The sequence below is a fragment of the Pseudohaliea sp. genome, from assembly GCF_040217025.1.
In the GTDB taxonomy this organism is placed as follows: domain Bacteria; phylum Pseudomonadota; class Gammaproteobacteria; order Pseudomonadales; family Halieaceae; genus Pseudohaliea.
Genome location: NZ_JAVJOA010000008.1, coordinates 1,120,846 through 1,139,284 on the forward strand (window position 1 = coordinate 1,120,846; position 18,439 = coordinate 1,139,284).

The following is an 18,439-nucleotide window of genomic DNA, read 5'->3' on the forward strand; positions in this document are numbered from 1 at the left end:
GGTGCTTGCCTGAAAAGCTTATTGATATAACATCATACCTTTTAGCCGGAGCCCTGCCCATGACCGCCCAGGACGCCCTCACGCTCCTCCACCTGCTGCTCTTCTGCTACTGGCTGGGTGGGGACATCGGGGTCTTCTACTCCGCGGGCTTCGTTGTCGACGCCGAGCGCAGCCGCGAGGCGCGGCTCACCGCGGCGAAGATCATGCTGGGCATCGACCTGGTCCCCCGCATCTGCATGAGCCTCATGCTCACGGTCGGCGGGCTGCTCTCGGAATACGCGGGCATCAGCCACCCGCCTTGGCAGCTCGCCGGCATCATCCTTCTCGGGCCGCTCTGGCTGGGCATGGTGCTCGTGCTGCATTTCGCCCACGGAGCCGCTTTCATTCCCCTGCTGACGCGGGTGGATTTCCTGTTCCGCTGGCTGGTGATCGCCGGGATCATCGCCTCCACCGCCTGGTCCACCGCCAGCGGCCGGCTCGCCGATGCGCCGTGGCTCGCCGGCAAGCTGCTCGCCTTCGCCTTCCTCGTCTTCTGCGGGCTGATGATCCGCGTGCAGTTCAAGGGGTTTGCCACCGCCTACGGCAAACTCGCCGCCGGGACGCAGACCGCCGCCGACGACGCCGCCATGGCGGCGAGCCTCGCCCGGGTCCGGCCCTGGGTGGTCATGATCTGGGCAGTACTGCTGCTCGAGGCGTTCCTCGGCGTGGTACAGCCCGGCTAGAAAAGCTTGACCAGCGCCTTGCCGGTATTTTCACCGCGCATGAGACGACAGAACGCCGCCGGTGCCGCCGCGATGCCCTCGGCCACGTCTTCCCGCACCCGCAGCGCGCCGCTATCGACCAGCGGCACCAGCTCGTCGAGGCAGGCCTCGCGCCGGTCCTCGTAGTCGTAGACCACCAGCCCGGTCACGGTGGCGCGGGCGCGGATCCAGTCCCCCGGGGGCGGCCCCGGACGACGGCCGCTGCTGTTGTACTCGGCCATGAGCCCGCAGAGGACAACCCGCGCACCGACCGCGAGCCTCGCGGAGGCGAGGTCGAGCAGCTCGCCGCCGACCAGGTCGAAATAGATATCGATACCCTCGGGACAGAGCGCATCCAGCCGCGCCCCCACATCCTCGCTGCGCCGGTTGATGCAGGCGGCGTAGCCGAGCTCGGCGACCGCGTAGGCACACTTCTCGTCGCTGCCCGCGATCCCGATGACGCGACAGCCACGGGCATTGCCAAGCTGTCCGACGACGGATCCCACGGCACCGGTCGCCGCGGCGACCAGCAGGACATCGCCGGGCGCCGGGACGGCCTGGCAGTACAGCCCGGCCCAGGCCGTGAGCCCGGGCATACCGAGGGCCGACAGCGCCAGGGAAGGCGGCTGGATGCGGTCGGGCACCGGGGCCAGCGCCTCGCCGTCCAGCGCGGCCCACTCCTGCCAGCCACCGAAGCCGCGCACCCACGCGCCGTCGGCAAAGGCCGGGTGCTTCGACGCGACGACCTCGGCCACCGTTTCGCCCCGCATCAGGTCCCCGGGATGAATGGCACCGGAGAGGTGACGCCCGGCGAGCTGGCTGCGCATGTAGGGGTCGAGGGAGAGGTAGCGGTTGCGCACCAGCACCTCGCCGGGGCCCGGCTCCGGCCGGGGCACCTCGGCGAGGCGGAAATCCGTCTCCACGGGCACGCCCGCCGGCGTCGCCGCCAGCAGCACCTGTCGATTCATGGTCATCGCTCCGTCTCCGCAAGCAGTGCATCCACCGTGTCGCCGAGCGCCGCGTAGCGCGCCTGCACGCCCGCTCCGGCATGCACCATGGTCACGCAGGGGGGCAGTGCGACGTCATCGAGCCGGTCGCTCCAGGCGGCCAGGGGGCCATCGGGCCAGCGGATGATCCGGGTGGGTACCGCGAGGCCCTGCAGCCGCTCCGGGCGTTCGTTGGCAAAGGCGGCGCGGTAGGCCCGGTCATAAGCCGGGCCCGCGCGCAGCGTAGCGAGGACGGAGGCCTGGGTCGCGGCGGGGTCCGCGGCAGCCGTACCGGCGGGCGCTGCGGTCCAGGGAAAGCGCAGGCCCGAGCGCACGGCGAGGTCCCAGGCCGCGGCAAGGTGGCTGCCGTCCGGCCGCGGCGCGAGGTCCGGGAAATAGCCGGCCAGGAGCGCCTCGCGCTCCGCATCCTCGAACAGGGCCACGTTCTCCAGCACCAGGCCGGCACAGCGGCCGGGATGTGCACGGGCGAACTCGATGGCGAGCTGGGCGCCGGTGGCGGAACCGTAGATTAGCGGCCGCTCCAGGGCCAGGGCGTCGACAAAGGCGAGCAGCGCGGCGACGTAGGGCGCCAGCCCCTCTCCCGGTGCAAGCGCCGGAGGCAGGGGGTCCGAATCGCCGTAGCCCGGGGTGTCCGGCGCGAGAGCCCTCGCCCGCCGGGCGACAACCGCCGTGGCCGGCGCGAGGAATGCCGAGGACAGCGGCGACGGGTGCAACAGGACGACCGGCGCGCCGGCCCCGGCAACGCGGTAATGCACCTGCCAGGGCCCGGCATCGCTGTCGAGCGTGGCAAAGGCGCGCAGCGGCTTCACGGCAGACCGAGAGAACCCGGGTTGACCCGCCCCTCGGGGTCCACGGCGCGCTTGAGGGCAGCCACCAGCTCGAAGGCCTCGGGTCTCAGCCCGTCCCGGTAACGGTAGGCCTTGCCCACCTGCAGGTGGACCGCGCCGAGGGAGGACAGCAGCGCCACCAGTTCCGCGCGCAGCACCGCGACGTGAGCCCGCGCCTCCGGGTTCGCCGGGTGCCGCGGCAGCCGCGCCAGGTGTTTCGGCTCGATACTGTCCTCGTGCAGCGGATAGAGTTCGTCCGGCCAGAAAAAGACCGGCTCCAGCACCACCGCGTGCGTGGACACCGTCGCCAGCAGGTAGCCGGTGCCCACACCGAGCGCAACGCTGCGCTCCCGGTGCCGCTCGAACAGTTCCTCGACGGCCTCGTACGCCGCCCGGATGCGCGAGTGCGGGAACAGGCCGTGCACCGGCAGCCAGCGCTCCCCTTCCGGCCCGAGCATGCTGTTCAGCGGGCCGAAGGGGTTGGCGCGGGTGATGCGCGGGATCGAGTTCTCGATCTCCCGCCCGCCGCAGCGCTCGCAGACGAGCCGCGCCGCACGTACCCGGTCGGCCACGGCCTCGGGGGTGCGGTCCTCGAAGACCAGCTGTACCGAGTAGTCCACGTCGTCCATGTAGCCGCGGCCGGCGAGGGCCACCCTGGCCCCCTCGCGAAGGCCCCCGACCACCGAACCAGCGGACTTCATGACGCCCGCCAGGGCCTTCATGTCGGCGGCGAGGCGCTGGCGCTTCATGCGCTGGCGCTGCAGGAACGGGTCGAAGGCAAAGCACTCCATGGGCAGGTTCTGCCGCGACAGCTCGCTCATGGCGGCGATCGTCGCCTCCGCGCTCGCGAAGTCGAAGGCGAGGTAGTCCCGGGCGGGCAGTACCGGCATGAGCCGCAGGGTCGCCGTGGCCTTGAAACCCAGGGCGCCGGTATCGCCGGTGAACAGGCCGGTGAGGTCCGGGCCGAAGTGGCGGAAGAAGGGAGGCGCCTCGGCCTGGGCGGCTGACCCCGTGCGCAGCAGCGAGCCGTCGGCGAGCACCACGTCGAGGCTGAGCACGGAATCCGCGGCAGAGCCGAACTGTCCCGAGCCCCAGAAGATGGCGTTCTGCGACAGGCCGCCGCCGACCGTCGCCTTCAGGCCGGACAGCGTGCCCCAGTAGGGCGTGCGCAGCCCCTCGGCCTCCAGGGCCTGGTGCAGGGACGCCCAGGTGCAGCCGCACTCGACGGTAACGGTCATGTCCTCGCGGTTGACCTCGAGCACGCGGTCCATGCGCCCGAGGTCGATGATGATCGAGCGCGGGCCCGCCGGCACGTAGCCGCTGGTGTAGGACATGCCACCGCCCCGGGGAATCACCGCGAACCCCGCGGCCGTGGACAGGCGCACGGCGGCCTGCAGCGCTTCGCTGCTGCCGGGGCGGAGCACGGCGGCGGCGGGTTCACCGCGGCTGTACACATCCTGCGCGTACCAGTCACAGGCCGCACTGTCCCGGAGGACCCCCTCCCGGCCGAGGGCCTCTTCCAGTGCAGCCCACGGTTCAGTGGTCGCCATTGCCGGCTCGCTCATGGTGCCCTCCCCGGGCTCGTGAAAAACCCTGATGCTAGCGGACTTCCGGCTGCGCGGGGTAACCCGGCCGCTGCCGGCGCCGAAGCCGTTACCGCTTCACCGGACACCGTATAGAACTCGATGATCGCCCCGTCAGGCGTCTTCACCTGGAAAGCCTCGACCGGCCCGTAAGGCGCCAGCGGAAAGCGGGCCGGCGGCCGGGCCAGCGGCCAGCCGCGCGCCGTGACCTGCTGCGCGGCGCGCTCCGCATCCGCCACCGGGAAGCGCACGGCGAGGATGCCGAGGTTCGGCGCCGTGCAGCGGTCCGCGTAGTCACGACCCTCGAGGCCCATGATCTCGATGGTCTCCATGCGGCCGAACTCGCCGGGCACCGGGTAGACGATGCCAGCCCGGTAGGGGATTTCCGTGGTCAGGTTCACCGGGATGCCCAGCGGCATGTACTCGGGCGTCTCGGCAAGGTACGGCTTGCCCTTGTAAAAGGTCGCAAAGCCCAGCACGTCCGTGTAGAACGCGTAGGCCGCGTCCCGGTCCCGGACCATCTGCATCATGTTGAAGGGACCGGTCATCCGCTCGAAGGGCGGGATAGCCTCCGGAAGCGGCGGCGACAGGCGCTCGTAGCCCTGCACCTGCACCCCGTCCGGGCCGCGGTAGACCACCACCTTGAGCTTCGAGCTGCCAAAGACGAGATCGGTGATCGGCGTTTCCGTCCACCAGCCGAGGGCAATGGCATCGTCGTAGATCGCCTGCATGTCCTTCATGCGGATCATGATGCTGAAGTAGCAGCCCGTGTCCCAGGCCCGGGCCCCGGGACGCATTGGCTCCCGGCGCCCGGCATCGTCGAAGCGGACCAGGCGCACGAGACCCGTCCCCTGCCCCGGCGGGCCCAGGAGCAGGGCTTCACCGCCGGCCGCCGCCGGCAGCGACCAGGCGGCGATTTCAGCCGGGTCCAGGGCACCGCGCCACTTCTCCTCGTAACCGCCGATCTCGCGGAAAAACCGGGCCGTACGCTCCAGGTCGGTGACGCTGACCACCACTTCCTGCCAGGGGCGGGTGGTCACCGGCGTCGGCGCGGCGGTCGCAGCCGCCACGCCGGCGAGCGCGAGCAGCAGCGCCAGGCATCGAACCAGGGCAACCATGTCAGCGCGCCCCGCCGCGGACGGCGGCCAGGTCACGGCGCAGGACCTCCAGCAGCATCTGCTCGTACCAGCCGCCGACCTGCTCGCCGGCGGCGGCGAGGTAGGCGTCCACCTCTTCTGCCGTGGCGACATCGTCGCAGGCGTCCAGGCGACCGGCGAGAAAATCATTGCTGTAGCCGATGCGCGCGGCCTTGAGGCCGGCATCCGCCGCCCGCTTCATGGTCTTTGCGGCGGCACAGGCGTCGCCTTCACGCTGGTGCATCAGCCCGAGCACGAACTGGGCCTGTACGTGCCCTGCCCCGGCGGCCTCCTCGAGGTGCGGCAGGCCGACACGCCAGTCGCTGCCGTTGCGGTCCGCGTGGTAGACCAGCGCGCGCCCCAGCTGGTAGTGGAAGCGCGGCTCGGCGGGATCCTCCTTCACCGCCTGCTCGCAGGCGGCGATGGCGCGCAGGGTGTCCACCGCCTTCGAGCTGACGCCCGGTCCCACGTGGTACGGGTCAGAGGGATGTGCCGCCTCCCAGTCGCAGGCCGTCAGCGTCTGGGCGCCGGCGGAGCCGGCAAAGAGCAAGCCGAAAAAAGCAAGCAAGAGTCGCATGGGTTTCTCCTCAGTCGGGTTTCACTTGCAGGATGATCTTTCCGTAGTGGCGGCGCTCGCCGATCATGGCGTGCGCACGGGCGAGCTGCGCCAGGGGCAGCACCTCGCCGACGACAGGCTGGAAGCGGCCGTCGGCAAAGCGCGGCAGTGCGTCACGGCGGAAACCGGGAAGCGTCTGCGTCGGGTACTGCGGGCTGGTGCTGATGCTCATGGACAGGAGCTGCATGTTCACCATGCCGATAGCCAGGTTGAAGGTGATGTCCTTGCCGCCGGTGCTGCCGAACATGACCACCTTGCCGTCCATGCCCATGCTGTCGAACAGTTCCTGTGCCGTCGCCTCGCCGATGGTCATGAGGGCGACATCGACACCGGCGCCGCCGGTGGCGTCGCGCACCCGCTCGCTGATGCGCTCTTCCCGGTAATTGATGGCGAGGTCGGCGCCCGCCGCCCGTGCCGGTTCGAGCTTGTGGTCGCTGCTGGCGGTCACCGCAGTCCAGCAGCCCGCCGCCCGCGCGATCGGCAGCGCGGCGCTGCCGACGCTGCCGGCCACGGCCTCGATGAGCACCCGCTGTCCCGGCTGCACGCAGGCCACCGTGTGCAGCGCATGCCAGGCGGTCAGCCAACCCACGGGAATAGCGGCACCCTCGACGAAGGAGAGCCGGTCGGGCAGCGGCATGAGATGCGCCTCGTCGAACAGCACGTAGTCCGCGTGACAGCCACGGGCGCGACCGAAGACCCGCTGCCCGACCGCGAAGCTTTCCACGCCGGGCCCCAGGGCCGCGACCGTCCCCGCCCCCTCCATGCCCATCACGAAGGGCAGCGGCTGGCCGCTGTAGCTACCCGCGCGCATGCGCGTCTCGGCAAAGTTCATCCCGCTGGCATGAACTGCCACCAGCACCTGGCCGGGGCCCGGCTCCGGGATGGGCAGTGACTCCCACTGCATCACGTCGGGCCCGCCGAATTCCCGCACCACCCAGCCCTGCATGGTTTCGCTCATGCTTTTCTCCCGCTCAGCAGTCGATCGATGTCCTCCACCTCCAGCCCCGAGGGCACGGGGGTGAGGAGCAGGTACAGCAGCCCGGCGCCGACCAGGGGCACCCCGACCAGCAGGGCATAGCCCTGGGCCCAGCCGATGGTCTCGATGCCGCGCGCGACCATGAGCGGCCCGGCGGCGGAGCCCAGGGTGACCGCCAGCGAGCCGCAGGTCGCCATGGCGGTAGCCCTGAGCCGGGTCGGAAACACCTCTGCCAGGTAGGCAAATTTCACGGCGGCACTGCCGTAGAAGAACATGCTCATCAGCGCATAGGCGATGAGCAACTCCGTGAACCCCTCGGCGACCCAGACGAGGCCCTGGAAACAGCAGGCCCCGGTGAGCGTCCACAGCACCACCGTCGTGCGGCGGGTGAGCAGGAATTCGCCGACGAAGGCGGCGAGGAGGTAACCGAGAACGCCGATGGCATTGCCGGCGCCGATGAGCACGGAGAAGTCGAAGGCCTCGAAGCCCCGAACCTCGCGCAGGTAGCTGGGAAAGAGAAAGATAGAGGCCGCGTATGCCCAGACGAACAGGAACTGGGAACAGAAGAGAAGCACGGCCCGGGAGCGGATGCCCGGCGCCAGGAGGTCGCGCACGCGCGCCGGCACGGCCCCCGCCGCCCGCGCCTCGGCAAAGCGCTGCGGTTCGCGCACGACCCGCCGCACGAGCAGCGCCAGCGGCAGGCTGACCAGGCCGAAGAGAAACAGCCAGCGCCAGTGATAGTCCTCGAGAATCCAGGCGGCCCAGACCGAGGCCAGGGCCCAGCCGAGGGGATAGCCGACCTGCAGGATGCCGAGGAAGAGCCCGCGCACGCGCGCCGGAAACTCCTCGGTGATCAGGGCGCCGGTGATCGGGTAGGTGAGGCCGCCGACGCCGATGCTGCTGCCGCGCAGGACCGTGAGCACGGCGGGGTTGGGGGCGATGGCATGCAGGGCGACGAGCAGCGACGACACCACCAGGGATAGCTGCAGCATGAGGCGGCGCCCCAGCCGGTCCGTGAGCACGCCCAGCACGACGATGAGCAGGCCGCCGAGAACGAAGGCCGCGGACACGATCCCCATGACCCCGCTCAGGCTGAGGCCGAACTCGGCGCGGATGGCCGGCACGGCGTAACCGAACAGGGCGAGATCCATCTGCGCGGTGGTATAGGCCGCCAGGGACAGCGCGAACACCGCCGCCGGGTATCCGCGGAGTGCCCCCGGGGCTAGGACGGCTGCGCGCTCACCAGCCACTGGTAGCCGTCCGGGGCATCGAAGGTGAAAGCCGGGTCGCCGAACTCGTCCTCGGCCACGGGGCCGGCGAGCGGCGCGCCCGCCTCGAGAACCGTCTCGCGCAGGGCGCCCGGGTCCGCGCTGCCGACGGCGTACAGGCAGAGGCCGCGGCTGCCGGCGCGCGACAGGTCACGGCAATCCTCGCTGTCGCGCTCACTGCTGTAGAGCTGGAGCAGGCCGCTCGGCACGCCCGGTGCGCGGATACGTTCAACCTCGAAGCACTCGCCGGCTGCCAGGTCCAGTGCCGCGGCTGTCGCCGGGTCGTCCCCGGAGCGGTGCTGCTCGCCGAAGGGCGCCGTCTCGAAGCCGAAAGCCGTCTTGTAGAAAGCGCTGTCGAAGGAACGCGGTGGCTGGATGATATTGGCATGGCTGCCCTCGGTATTGCTGAACGGCAGCGTGAGATCGAAGGTGCCGAAGCCGGGGCGGTCGAAGCCGCCGCGCTGGATGAAGGCGAGGCGGTAGTCCTCGCTGAACACCAGGGTCTCCCGAAGCCCGACGAAGGGAGCTTCCAGGCTGACCGCGGGCGCGGGCTTTGCCAGCGGTGCAGCGACCAGCGGCGAGATCCAGAAAGCGCCGCCCCGGGCGGCTTCGCCGAGAAAGCTGTCCCGCAGCTGCAGGATGTCCTGCGTGTAGAGCCCCATCCACCGTCCGCCGGTAGTGATCGGCGGGCGCGTCCCCAGGCCCTCGTTGCGCAGCCGCTCCCAGGCCTGGAGCCGCACGTGGCCGGTGCCGTGGGTCTCACAGCCCGCGTGGGCGAGGCGGCAGCCGGTCACGGCGGCGCGGTGCCCGTAGAGCTGCTCACTGGCCTCCGCGGCGAGCTCGCCGCGCGCGCACTCCCGGAAGCCGAGCTGCTGCCAGAATGCAAGCTGCCGGGGAAGGGCGTCACGGGTCGTGCCGAAGACGAACTCGCGGATGCCGCGGTCGGGGCGGCCGCTCACAGGTCGCCGCCGATCTCGATCAGCGTCCTGCCGGTCAGCTCGCGGGCCTCCCAGGCACGGTGCGCCTCGGCGAGTTCCGCCAGGGGATAGCAGCGCCCGATGGGGATGGACCACTGGCCGCTGGCGAGCGCCTCCTGCATGGCCGCCTTCTCGCGACCGCCCGAGTGCGCCTGGTGGACGTACTGGACGAAGCCCTCGACGGCGCAGCACTTGCCGATGAGCGCGGAGATGGAGAGGTCGCCGCCCTTACCTGCCGTCGCGCCGAGGAAAATGATCTTGCCGAGGGGCGCGATGCACTCGAGGTTGCGCAGGGCGTTGTCACCGGCATTGCCGTCGATAATGAGGTCGGCGCCCTTGCCGCCGCTGGCGGCCCGGACCTGCTCGGGCCACTCCGGCTGCAGGTAGTCGATGCGGTGATCGGCACCGTAGGGCTGCAGCCACTCCAGTTTCCCGGGGCCGCCCGCCAGGGCGATGACGGTCGCGCCGGCACTTTTTGCCACCTGGGTGACCAGCACCCCCACGGCACCGGCCGCGGAGTGCACCGCCACGGTCATGCCGGGCTGTACCCGGCCGGCGCTGTGCACCAGCAGCCACGCCGTGTAGGCGCAGGTGGAATAGCTCGCGGCCAGGCGCCAGTCGAAGGCGTCCGGCACCGGCTCGAGGCGAGCGGCATCGGCAAGCGCGAACTCGGCGTTTCCCCGCCACAGCCCGTTCACGGCGACCCGCTGCCCCTCGAGCGCCGGGTCGACGCCTTCGCCGACGGCGGCCACACGCCCGGCGTATTCGAAACCGGGAACGAAGGGGAAGCCCGGGTGCATCCAGTCGATGCGGTTGGCGCGGGCATGGTTGTCGAGCGGGTTCAGTGCCGCATAGGCGACCTCGATCAGTACCTCTCCGGCACCGGGCTCGGGAACCGGGCACTCCTCGATGGCGATCGCATCGGGCCCGCCCGCTTGGCGGATCATGGCTGTTCGCATGGCTACTCCTTGCTTTGCGGCTCAGGTTCCGTCGCGCTTCCGTCGGCGACATCGAAAAGCACGATGCGCACACCGTCCGGGTCGAGATACATCGCCTCCGTACCGATCACCCGGCCGTCGAAGGCCCTGAGCGGCGTCGGCGGCACGACCACCGGCGTGCCGGCGGCGCGCAGGCGGCGGTCGACCTCGGCGATCGCGTCGGTGTTCACCACCAGCGCCGGGGCGTGCCTGCGGTTGGCCTCGCGGTCCACCGCCAGGCCGTCCGCCGCCACCAGCCCCAGGGCGCGGGGCTGGCCTTCGCCATCGAGCAACACGAGGGTCGGCGTGACGCCGGCGGGGATTCGAAACATGCGCCGCAGCGCCGGCGTGTCGTACTCCATGCGGGCGGCGACGCGGAACCCGAGCAGGTCCCGGTAGAAGGCCAGCGACGCCTCGAGGTCCGCCACGGTGAGGGTGGCGCGCGCCAGCGTGGCCCCCTGGGCACCGAAGGACAGCAGGAGGGCGGCAAGCAGCATGGCGATGGGGCGTGCCCGATGACGATGCATGGTCTTTCCTCCCGCTCGTGGAAGCGACATCTTGAATCGACGCTTGAGACTTTTGACATAAAGCGCTATTAATATATCAATATAACTTTGCTGGCGGGAAATACAACTGCCCGCCGGCAGCAGAAGTGCTGGAACAACGACAAGAACGAAGGCCCGCACCGCGGGTGCGCCTCGCAAGAATAACCACGGCCTGTCGCCCGCGGCAGGCCCGACAGGCTGTCGTACGAGAGGAGAGACCTTGTGAAGAAATCCAGACTTACCTGCGCCGTCAGTGCGGCCATCGTTTCCTGCGGGACCCTGAACCCCGGCGGCGTCCTCGCGCAGGAGAGCGCCGGAATGATCGAGGAGATCACCGTCACGGCGCGGAAGCGGGAGGAATCCCTGCAGGAGATCCCGCTCTCCCTGTCGGTGTTCGGGCAGGACGAGATCCTCGCCGGCGACATCCGCGACCTCGAGGGCGTGGCGGACTACACGCCCGGCTTCCAGTTCATGAACCAGGGCAACCAGCAGCCGGGCCGCTACAACACGCAGCTGGCGTTTCGCGGCCTGACCACGGCGCAGTTCTCGCCGTCCTTTGCCACCGGCGCCCTTTTCATCGACGGCATCTACGTGCTCAACGGCGGCACTTCCCTGGCGCTGATGGATCTCGAGCGCGTTGAGGTCATCAAGGGGCCGCAGGCAGCGTACTTCGGGCGCAATACCTTCGGCGGCGCCGTGAACCTGATCACCCGCGACCCGAACATGGAGGAAATCGCCGGTGAGGTCTCGGTGCGCACCACCAACCGCGCCAACAACGAGATCAATGGCATCCTCGAGGTACCCCTGGTCAAGGACGTGCTGTCTGCGAGCATCAGCGGCCGCTTCTACGACAAGCGCGGCCACTGGGTGGCCACGGACGGCGGCCGCATGGGCAACGAGGAAACGGAAACCTGGAACGGCGTGATCAAGTGGAACGCCACCGAGAACCTCGAGTTCAAGGCCCGCTACTCCTACTCCGAGGACAGCGACGGCGCCCCGGCCCAGGGTTTCGTATCCGGCATCCTCAATGACACCTGCACGGGCACCACCATCGACAGCCCCGAGGGGCCCGCCAATCCGCAGCGCTACATCTGCGGCACCGTGCCCTACGGCAATGACATCGCGGTCGACCCGGGCAACAACGGCATCTCGGCGAATACCTTCATCCCGGACGGCCTGGCGCTCGGTACCGGGCAGACGGTCACCGAGTACCTCCTGGACCAGCCCGAGGATGTGTTCGGCAGCCTGCCCGACATCAACGACATCGGCCTGAAGCGCGAGACCGAGCGGATCACGCTCAGCGCCGCCTACAATTTCGACAACGGCTACAGCATCGACGTGTCCTACGGCCGCAACGAGCAGGACGCCATGTGGATCCGCGACTTCGACACCTCGGACCGGCTCAACTGGTTCTCCAGCGACCCGCAGGTCATGGATGACGAAAGCTTCGAGATCCGCCTGTCGAGCCCGCAGGACGGCCGTTTGCGCTGGCTGGTCGGCTACAACAGCTACGAGCAGGAATTTTCCTCTTCCGGCGGCGGTGGCAACGCCACCCTGTCCTGCTTCTCGGTCGTCTCGGCACCGCTGCTCGACGACTTTCCGGGGCTCTGCGTCGGCGGGCAGCCGGGCATTTTCAACCTCGGCTTCCCGAACACCGCCCAGAACACCGACGAGGCCGAGGTAGAAGGCTGGTTCGCCGCCGTGGACTTCGACATCACCGACACCCTGACGCTCAGCCTGGAGGGGCGCCTGCAGGAGGATACGCTGACCAAGGGTGACGGGTTGTTCGCGCCGGGCGCACCGACGCTGGAGGAGACCTACGACGACTTCCTGCCCCGGGTCATCCTGCGCTGGACGCCGACGGAAAGCACCAACCTCTGGGCCAGCTACTCCGAGGGCCTGATCGCGGGTGACTTCAACGTGTTCTTCCTGCAGGCGGACGAGCGCGAGCGCGCCCAGTATATCGAGCAGGACCCGTCCATCTCCGAGGCCCTCGACGCCGAAACGCTGGAAGCCTGGGAACTGGGCCTCAAGCAGGAACTCTTCGGCGGCCGCGGCCAGCTGAACCTCGCCGTCTATCACTACACCTGGGAGAACATCAAGGGCCGCTCCTCGTTCCTGATCAACGAGACCTGCACGGAAGCCGAGGTCGGCGACACGGGCTGCACCGCGGAACTGGTCGGCCAGCCGAAGGAGATCATCAGCGGCAGCGGCGAACCCGAGCCCTTCTTCAACGCGAGGAACGTGCTGATCCCCGGCGACGCGACGATCCAGGGCCTCGAGGTGGAGTTCTGGTACAACATCACCGAGAACCTGTCCTGGCAGATCAACGGCTCCTACATCGACTCGGAGTACGACGACTACGTCTTCAACTTCGTGCAGCCGGTGGCGGGCTTCTCGCAGATGTCGGGCAACCAGACACCGCGGCAGCCGGAGCTTTCCGGCAACACCTCGCTGACCTGGGACTTCACGCTCTTCGACATGCCCGCCTACGTGCGCGGCGACGTCTTCTACCAGGGCGAGACCTACGTGGACGAGTCGAACCTCGCCAAGATCGAGGATTACTACCTCGTCAACGCCCGCGCCGGTGTGACCATCCAGAACCTGAACATCGAGCTGTTCACCACTAACCTGACCGACGAGGAAGCCTGGATGACGGCGGCCCGCTGGACCGACTGGGGCAGCCCGACACAGTTCGCATTCCTCACCGCCAAGCAGGGCGTGGTCGGCTCGCCGCTGGACAAGCGGGAGTTCGGTCTGCGGCTCAATTACCGCTTCTGACGCGGCACCGTCTCTCCCCCCATTGCCCCGGCCTCGAGCCGGGGTTTTTTTAGCTTCCCGGCTGCTTTCCGGGGCGGAGAAGCAAGGCCAGCACGGTGCCCATCGCCATGACGGCGACCACCATGAGCCAGGCGCTGCCGTAGCCGCCCCAGGCATCGTGAGCGAGGCCCGTGGCATAGATGCCGGCGGCGCCCCCGGCCGCCTCGAAGACGCTCACCGCGCCGTTGATCTTGCCCGCATCCCGCAGCCCGAAAAGGTGCAGCAGCATGAAGTTGTAGAGCGTGTGCAGGCCGCCCCAGCCGACGCCGGTGAGCAGCAGGCAGGGAAAGACCCAGCCCGGCAGCTGGCTCACGCCGACGAGACCGGCGAGCATGAGCAGCATCTGCAGCTTGAAGAAACGGAAGGGGTTCACCCGGTCGGCGAGCCACCCGGACGCGAGCTTGCCACACAGGCCGGCGAGGGCCAGTGAGCTCAGGGCATAGCTGGCGGTTTCCGGGCTGTAGGACAGGCTGCGCATGTAGAGAAACAGGTGGGAGAACAGCGCCAGGATCGCGAAGTAGGTAAAGGCCCCGGCACAGGCAATGAGATGGAACTGGGGGCGGCGCAGCGCCTCGGCAAAGGTGACCCCGCTGCGCTCGTCCTCACCCCCGGCGCGTGCCGGGCTGCCGCGGTGGCGGTTGCCGAGGAGCACGAGCACGAGCAGGAACATGAGCGCCGGCAGCAGCGCTTCCACGCGCAGCGCCAGGCGCCAGCCCAGGCTGCTGTTGAGCGCATTGGCGAGGGGCGGCAAGAGCATGCCGCCGAGGCTCGTGCCCGCGATCGTCATGCCGACGGCGAGGCCGCGGCGGTGGCTCATCCAGGTCGCGGCGGCGACGATATTGGTCATGTTGCCCGCGCTGGCCGCGACCAGCGCGAACACGCCGTGCAGCAGGTACAGGTGCCCGAGACGGCTGGCATAACCGTAGCTCCAGTAGGCGAGCGCCAGCAGCGCCATGCCCAGCAGCAGGAGCGGCTTGAAGCCCCAGCGGTCCACCGCCCAGCCGGCGACGAGGACCAGCAGCGAGGCGCCCAGGAAGGTGATGGAGTCCCGCGTTTTCAGCTGGCTCAGGGTCCAGCCGAACTCGTCCAGCAGCGCTTCGTCGAAGACCGTGATGCCGGCGTTGATCATGCCGTTGCTGGTCGCCACGAGCAGCATGCACAGCACCGCCACCAGCCAGGGGTACCACGCCATCGCCTGCAGGGACCGCACGGGAGCCTTCACGCACCACCGTCGGCGGCGGGATCGATGCGCACCATGCGCACCCCGGCATTGCTGCCCTCGTAGAGGCTGATCAGTGCCGCGGGCATGCGCTCGATGCCCTCGTCGATGTCCTCCAGGGGGCTCAGTGCGCCGCTCCTGATCCAGCCCGCTATGGTCTCTTCGAGCTCGCGGAACTGCGGCTCCCAGTCGTAGACGAAGAAACCCTCGAGCTTGGCGTCCATGAGCCCGATGCGGTACAGGTTGCGCGGCCGGTGATATTCCTCCGGCGTCTTCAGGTACTCGGAGATCCGCCCGCAGACGGCTATGCGCGCCCGCCGCCGGATACGGCCGAGCACTTCGTCGAGCAGCTCGCCGCCGACGTTGTCAAAGAATACGTCGACGCCCTCGGGGAACAGGGCATCGAGCCGGGCCGGCAGGTCGTCTTCCTTGTAGTCGATGGCCGCGTCGTAGCCCAGCCGGTCCGTGAGCAGTGCGCACTTTTCAGGGCCGCCGGCGATGCCCACCACGGTCGCGCAGCCGAGGGCCCGCGCCATGAAGGCCACCTGGCTGCCGACGCCCCCGGCAGCACCGGACACGAGCAGCCGGTCACCGGCACGGAGCCGGCCGATGTCGCGCAGGCCGATAAGCGCCGTGAAGCCCGACAGCGCCAGGCTGCTGATGCCGTAGGACAGGCGCAGGTCCGGGTGTCCCATGCGCAGCGGCATGAAATAGGGATCAGCGCCATCGATGAGCCCGTACTCGCGCCAGCCCAGCTTGCACTGGACGGCATCTCCCTCCGCGTAGTCCGGGTGCCGGCTGCCGACGACGATGCCGACGCCGCGGCCGTGCATGACGTCGCCGATGGCCAGCGGACGCTCGAAGCCGGTCTCGTTGGAGAGGTAGCGCAGCATCACCGGCGCCACGCCCAGGTACTGGGTCCTGAGCAACACCTCGCCGGGGCCGGGCTCGGGGCGCGGGGCCTCCTCGAGGCGAAAATCGGCTTCGCTGACACGACCCTCCGGGCGGCGGGCAACCACCCACTGGCGCATGGTCGCGCTCATGACCCGGGTTCGAGCAGCGCGTAGATGACGACCGGGTGGCCGTCGTGATCGTAGAAGGCCGCTTCGCTGCGGGCCGGACCGTTCGGCGGTGCCGGATGGTGCCGGGGTTCGCAGCAGGCCAGGCCCAGACCCCGGGCCCGCTCCAGCGTCGCCGCGACCGAATCCACCTGGATGACGGTGGCGGCCGCGGGAATCGACGGCGCGCGCAGCACTTCGCCGGGCACCTCGATCAGCGCCAGGGTGCGCAGCTGCGCCGCGCTGCTCAGCGTGGCGAAGCGCGTCGACACGTCGCGCGGCAGACGGAAGATCTCGTAGGAGTAAGCGTCGGGACCATCCTCGCCCACGTGGGCCACCTCGAAGCCGAGCAGGTCGCGGTACACCTCGAACGCCGGCTCCAGCGCGCGAACGAGGAGGCAGGCGCGCTGGAACCAGGGCAGCGGGCGCTCAGGGTAGCCAGCGGCTGACACGGTCCAGGAGCTCTTTCATGGCGGGCCGGTCCGCCGGGAGTTCCTCCCGCGGCCGGTCCATGTGATTCAGGGGAATCTCGTCGACATACTGCTCGTAGACCGGGGCAACGACGGCGAGCGGGTAGCGCGGAATCCGCCGGCCTTCGCGAAACTCGGCGATGGGGATGACGGCGCTGATGATCGCCTCGTCATTGGACGGTTCTTCCGCGAGCACGTCGCCGCCCGGGCTCACGATCAGGGAACCGCCGCCGTAGCGCTCGTAGCCGCTGCCTTCCGGGAAGGTGATATTGGACATGGCGGAGTAGACGTTATGGAACCGCGCGCTGGCGATAACGTCATCCCGGGCAAACAGCGTCGCCGTGCGGAACAGGATCTCCGTACCGCGCATGGCGAAGGCGGCGAACACGAACGGGTCGAGCTGGACCGTGCTCACCGCGATGTTGCCGTACTCGGTGCGCAGCACCGGGAACTCCGCCTCGACGCCGTAGAGGGCGCGGTAGCGGTCGCGGACGCTCTCTATCGTCGTCGTCGGAATCTCCCCGTCGTCACTCAGCCGCTTCACGTTCCGTGTTTTCCAGAAGGTGCCGGCGATACTGCCGTCCCGCCCGACCACCGTGTTGATGCTGAGGATATGTCCCGGCCAGTCCTCGTCGTCGCGAGCGTAGCTGCCGAAGATGATGTAGCTGTCGCACGCCTTCGCGAGTTCGCCGATGGCCGCCGTCTCCGGGCCCGGGATCTCGATCGTGTAGCGCAGCTTGTCCTCCCGCCCGGCGGTCGAATAGCCGGTCAGCGGGAACTCGTTGAAGAGGATGAAATCCGGCTTGTCGCCCTCGCCGCAGGCGCGGTCGATGAACCCCGCCATGATCTCGAGGTTGGCGGCGAGCCCCTCCGCGGGCGACGGGTAGTCCTCGAGGTTGCGCACCCCGTTCTGCACCACCTTGACGACAATGCGCTCTTTCGCCAGTGACCGGGTGGCGTAGCTGCCGTCCGGCTCGACGAGGCGGGGCGGGTCGGCGGCGACCGCGAAGCAGGCGAAGGGCAGGAGGATAGCGGCGGACAGGCGGTGCAGGGTTTTCATGGCATTTGTCTTTTTGATATGTGTTTATATCATTAGCATAGCGGTTTACCCCGCGACTTTGAAAGCCCCGGCTGCACGGGGAGCGTACGAGGAGACCGCGATGACGCACGCCATGCCCGGGCGAGGGCTGCGACGGGGGCTGACGCTCGCCCTGCTCGCCGCGGCCCTGCTGCTGCCCGGGGCCTTCGCAAAGGCCGGCGAAGAGACAGCGCCGGGGCTGCTGTCGATTCTTGCCGCGACCGTGACCACGCCGGCGTTAGAGGACAGCGTCGGCCTGTACCGGGATGCGCTCGGCTACCGCGTGGTCGAGCGCAGCGTGGTGTCGCCCGGTCTTGCACGCAGCTGGGGCGCACCGGCCATGGCCGGCCGGGCGCAGGCGGTGCTCGCGCCGGCATCCGGCGAAGCGGTGTTTCTCCGCCTCGTCGCCGGGACGCCGGTGCCCGGTTACAGTCCCCTGACCACCACCGGCTGGAACGCCATCGAGCTGCTGGTGCAGGACCCGGATGCCGTCGCCAGGCGCCTGGCGGACACCGCATTTGCCCGGCTGGGCGCCCCGGCCTTCCTGGCGCCGGGGTCCACGATCAGGGCGACGCAGTTCGTCGGCCCCGCCGGTGAAGTGTTCTACTTCACCGCGGATACGGGGCCCGCAGCGGACTCGACACTGGCGCGCGCGAGAAGCGCCGTGGACCGCCCCTTCATCCTCGTCCTAGCCGGCGAGGATGTGGACTCCCTTGCCGCTTTCTACCGGGAGCGCTTCGCGCTGCCACAGGCCTTCCGCAGCCGGCTTCCCATACCGATCATCGCCCGCGCGCAGGGCAGGGACGAGAACGAGGACTTCCCGCTGGTCCTGCTGCGCCTTGCTGCCTTCAGCCACTCCCTGGAGCTGGACGGCTACGGAAAAGCCCCCGCCCGCCCGACGGCCGCGGGCGAGCTGCCGCCGGGCGTGGCGCTGGCAACCTTCCTGGTCGCCGACCTGGATGCCCTCGGCGACCTGTCGTACCTGGCCCCGCCGTCGGTGCAGCGGACCGCGCCCTACGCCGGCCGCCGCGCTGCTACCCTGCGCGGGCCCGCCGGCGAACTGGTCGAACTGGTCGAGCGAGAACCGGTCGCGGGAGAACCGATCGAGAGAGCGGCGCGGCCGGACTGAGGGCGGCGAGGCG

General features: G+C 69.5%; 17 protein-coding genes. 3 read left to right on the forward strand and 14 right to left on the reverse strand.

Annotated features, from left to right (window positions below):
* Positions 1–59 precede the first annotated feature (59 nt).
* Positions 60–722: a hypothetical protein gene (locus tag RKE50_RS09300; RefSeq protein WP_350036092.1), complete on the forward strand. Its 663-nt coding sequence runs from the start codon at positions 60–62 to the stop codon at positions 720–722.
* On the opposite strand, the gene RKE50_RS09305 is transcribed toward RKE50_RS09300, so the two are convergent.
* Genes RKE50_RS09305 through RKE50_RS09350 form a run of 10 tightly spaced genes read right to left on the reverse strand, consistent with a single transcriptional unit; the run spans position 719 to position 10,664 of the window.
* Entirely contained in the window at positions 719–1,714 is a 996-nt protein-coding gene (locus RKE50_RS09305; RefSeq protein WP_350036093.1) for an NADP-dependent oxidoreductase, read from the reverse strand. The two genes, RKE50_RS09300 and RKE50_RS09305, sit on opposite strands and share 4 nt — an antisense overlap.
* Positions 1,711–2,556 (reverse strand): alpha/beta fold hydrolase, encoded by an 846-nt coding sequence (locus RKE50_RS09310; RefSeq protein ID WP_350036095.1) that lies wholly within the window; start codon positions 2,554–2,556, stop codon positions 1,711–1,713. Before RKE50_RS09310 ends, RKE50_RS09305 begins: the two co-directional genes overlap by 4 nt.
* Positions 2,553–4,139, reverse strand: coding sequence for an FAD-binding oxidoreductase (locus RKE50_RS09315; protein WP_350036097.1), 1,587 nt, complete (start codon positions 4,137–4,139; stop codon positions 2,553–2,555). Before RKE50_RS09315 ends, RKE50_RS09310 begins: the two co-directional genes overlap by 4 nt.
* On the reverse strand, positions 4,136–5,275 hold the full coding sequence (locus tag RKE50_RS09320) for a VOC family protein (RefSeq protein ID WP_350036098.1): 1,140 nt from the start codon (positions 5,273–5,275) through the stop codon (positions 4,136–4,138). The genes RKE50_RS09315 and RKE50_RS09320 overlap by 4 nt, the downstream gene beginning before the upstream one ends.
* Before the next feature lies 1 nt (position 5,276).
* On the reverse strand, positions 5,277–5,870 hold the full coding sequence (locus RKE50_RS09325; protein ID WP_350036100.1) for a tetratricopeptide repeat protein: 594 nt from the start codon (positions 5,868–5,870) through the stop codon (positions 5,277–5,279).
* A gap of 10 nt (positions 5,871–5,880) precedes the next feature.
* A complete protein-coding gene (locus RKE50_RS09330) occupies positions 5,881–6,867 on the reverse strand; it encodes a quinone oxidoreductase family protein (RefSeq protein ID WP_350036102.1) in 987 nt (328 codons plus the stop codon).
* Positions 6,864–8,075 (reverse strand): MFS transporter, encoded by a 1,212-nt coding sequence (locus RKE50_RS09335; RefSeq protein WP_350036104.1) that lies wholly within the window; start codon positions 8,073–8,075, stop codon positions 6,864–6,866. Before RKE50_RS09335 ends, RKE50_RS09330 begins: the two co-directional genes overlap by 4 nt.
* A 32-nt stretch (positions 8,076–8,107) precedes the next feature.
* Positions 8,108–9,112, reverse strand: a complete 1,005-nt coding sequence (locus RKE50_RS09340) for a hypothetical protein (protein WP_350036105.1) — start codon at positions 9,110–9,112, stop codon at positions 8,108–8,110.
* Entirely contained in the window at positions 9,109–10,089 is a 981-nt protein-coding gene (locus tag RKE50_RS09345; protein ID WP_350036106.1) for a quinone oxidoreductase family protein, read from the reverse strand. Before RKE50_RS09345 ends, RKE50_RS09340 begins: the two co-directional genes overlap by 4 nt.
* Before the next feature lie 2 nt (positions 10,090–10,091).
* A complete protein-coding gene (locus RKE50_RS09350) occupies positions 10,092–10,664 on the reverse strand; it encodes a VOC family protein (RefSeq protein ID WP_502937879.1) in 573 nt (190 codons plus the stop codon).
* Between the two features lie 210 nt (positions 10,665–10,874).
* Here RKE50_RS09350 and RKE50_RS09355 point away from each other — a divergent pair, with 210 nt between their 5' ends.
* A complete protein-coding gene (locus RKE50_RS09355; RefSeq protein ID WP_350036109.1) occupies positions 10,875–13,433 on the forward strand; it encodes a TonB-dependent receptor in 2,559 nt (852 codons plus the stop codon).
* Between the two features lie 49 nt (positions 13,434–13,482).
* Here the strand turns inward: RKE50_RS09355 and RKE50_RS09360 are convergent, their stop codons facing one another.
* The 4 genes from RKE50_RS09360 to RKE50_RS09375 are packed head-to-tail and all read right to left on the reverse strand — an operon-like array spanning position 13,483 to position 17,279.
* A complete protein-coding gene (locus RKE50_RS09360) occupies positions 13,483–14,682 on the reverse strand; it encodes an MFS transporter (RefSeq protein WP_350036111.1) in 1,200 nt (399 codons plus the stop codon).
* Positions 14,683–14,690: 8 nt separating this feature from the next.
* Entirely contained in the window at positions 14,691–15,734 is a 1,044-nt protein-coding gene (locus tag RKE50_RS09365) for an NADP-dependent oxidoreductase (RefSeq protein ID WP_350036112.1), read from the reverse strand.
* Positions 15,731–16,201, reverse strand: a complete 471-nt coding sequence (locus tag RKE50_RS09370) for a VOC family protein (RefSeq protein WP_350036114.1) — start codon at positions 16,199–16,201, stop codon at positions 15,731–15,733. Before RKE50_RS09370 ends, RKE50_RS09365 begins: the two co-directional genes overlap by 4 nt.
* Positions 16,179–17,279, reverse strand: a complete 1,101-nt coding sequence (locus RKE50_RS09375; RefSeq protein ID WP_350036116.1) for a carbon-nitrogen hydrolase family protein — start codon at positions 17,277–17,279, stop codon at positions 16,179–16,181. Before RKE50_RS09375 ends, RKE50_RS09370 begins: the two co-directional genes overlap by 23 nt.
* Before the next feature lie 100 nt (positions 17,280–17,379).
* Between RKE50_RS09375 and RKE50_RS09380 the strand changes: the two genes are divergently transcribed.
* Positions 17,380–18,426, forward strand: coding sequence for a hypothetical protein (locus RKE50_RS09380; RefSeq protein ID WP_350036117.1), 1,047 nt, complete (start codon positions 17,380–17,382; stop codon positions 18,424–18,426).
* Positions 18,427–18,439: the final 13 nt, after the last annotated feature.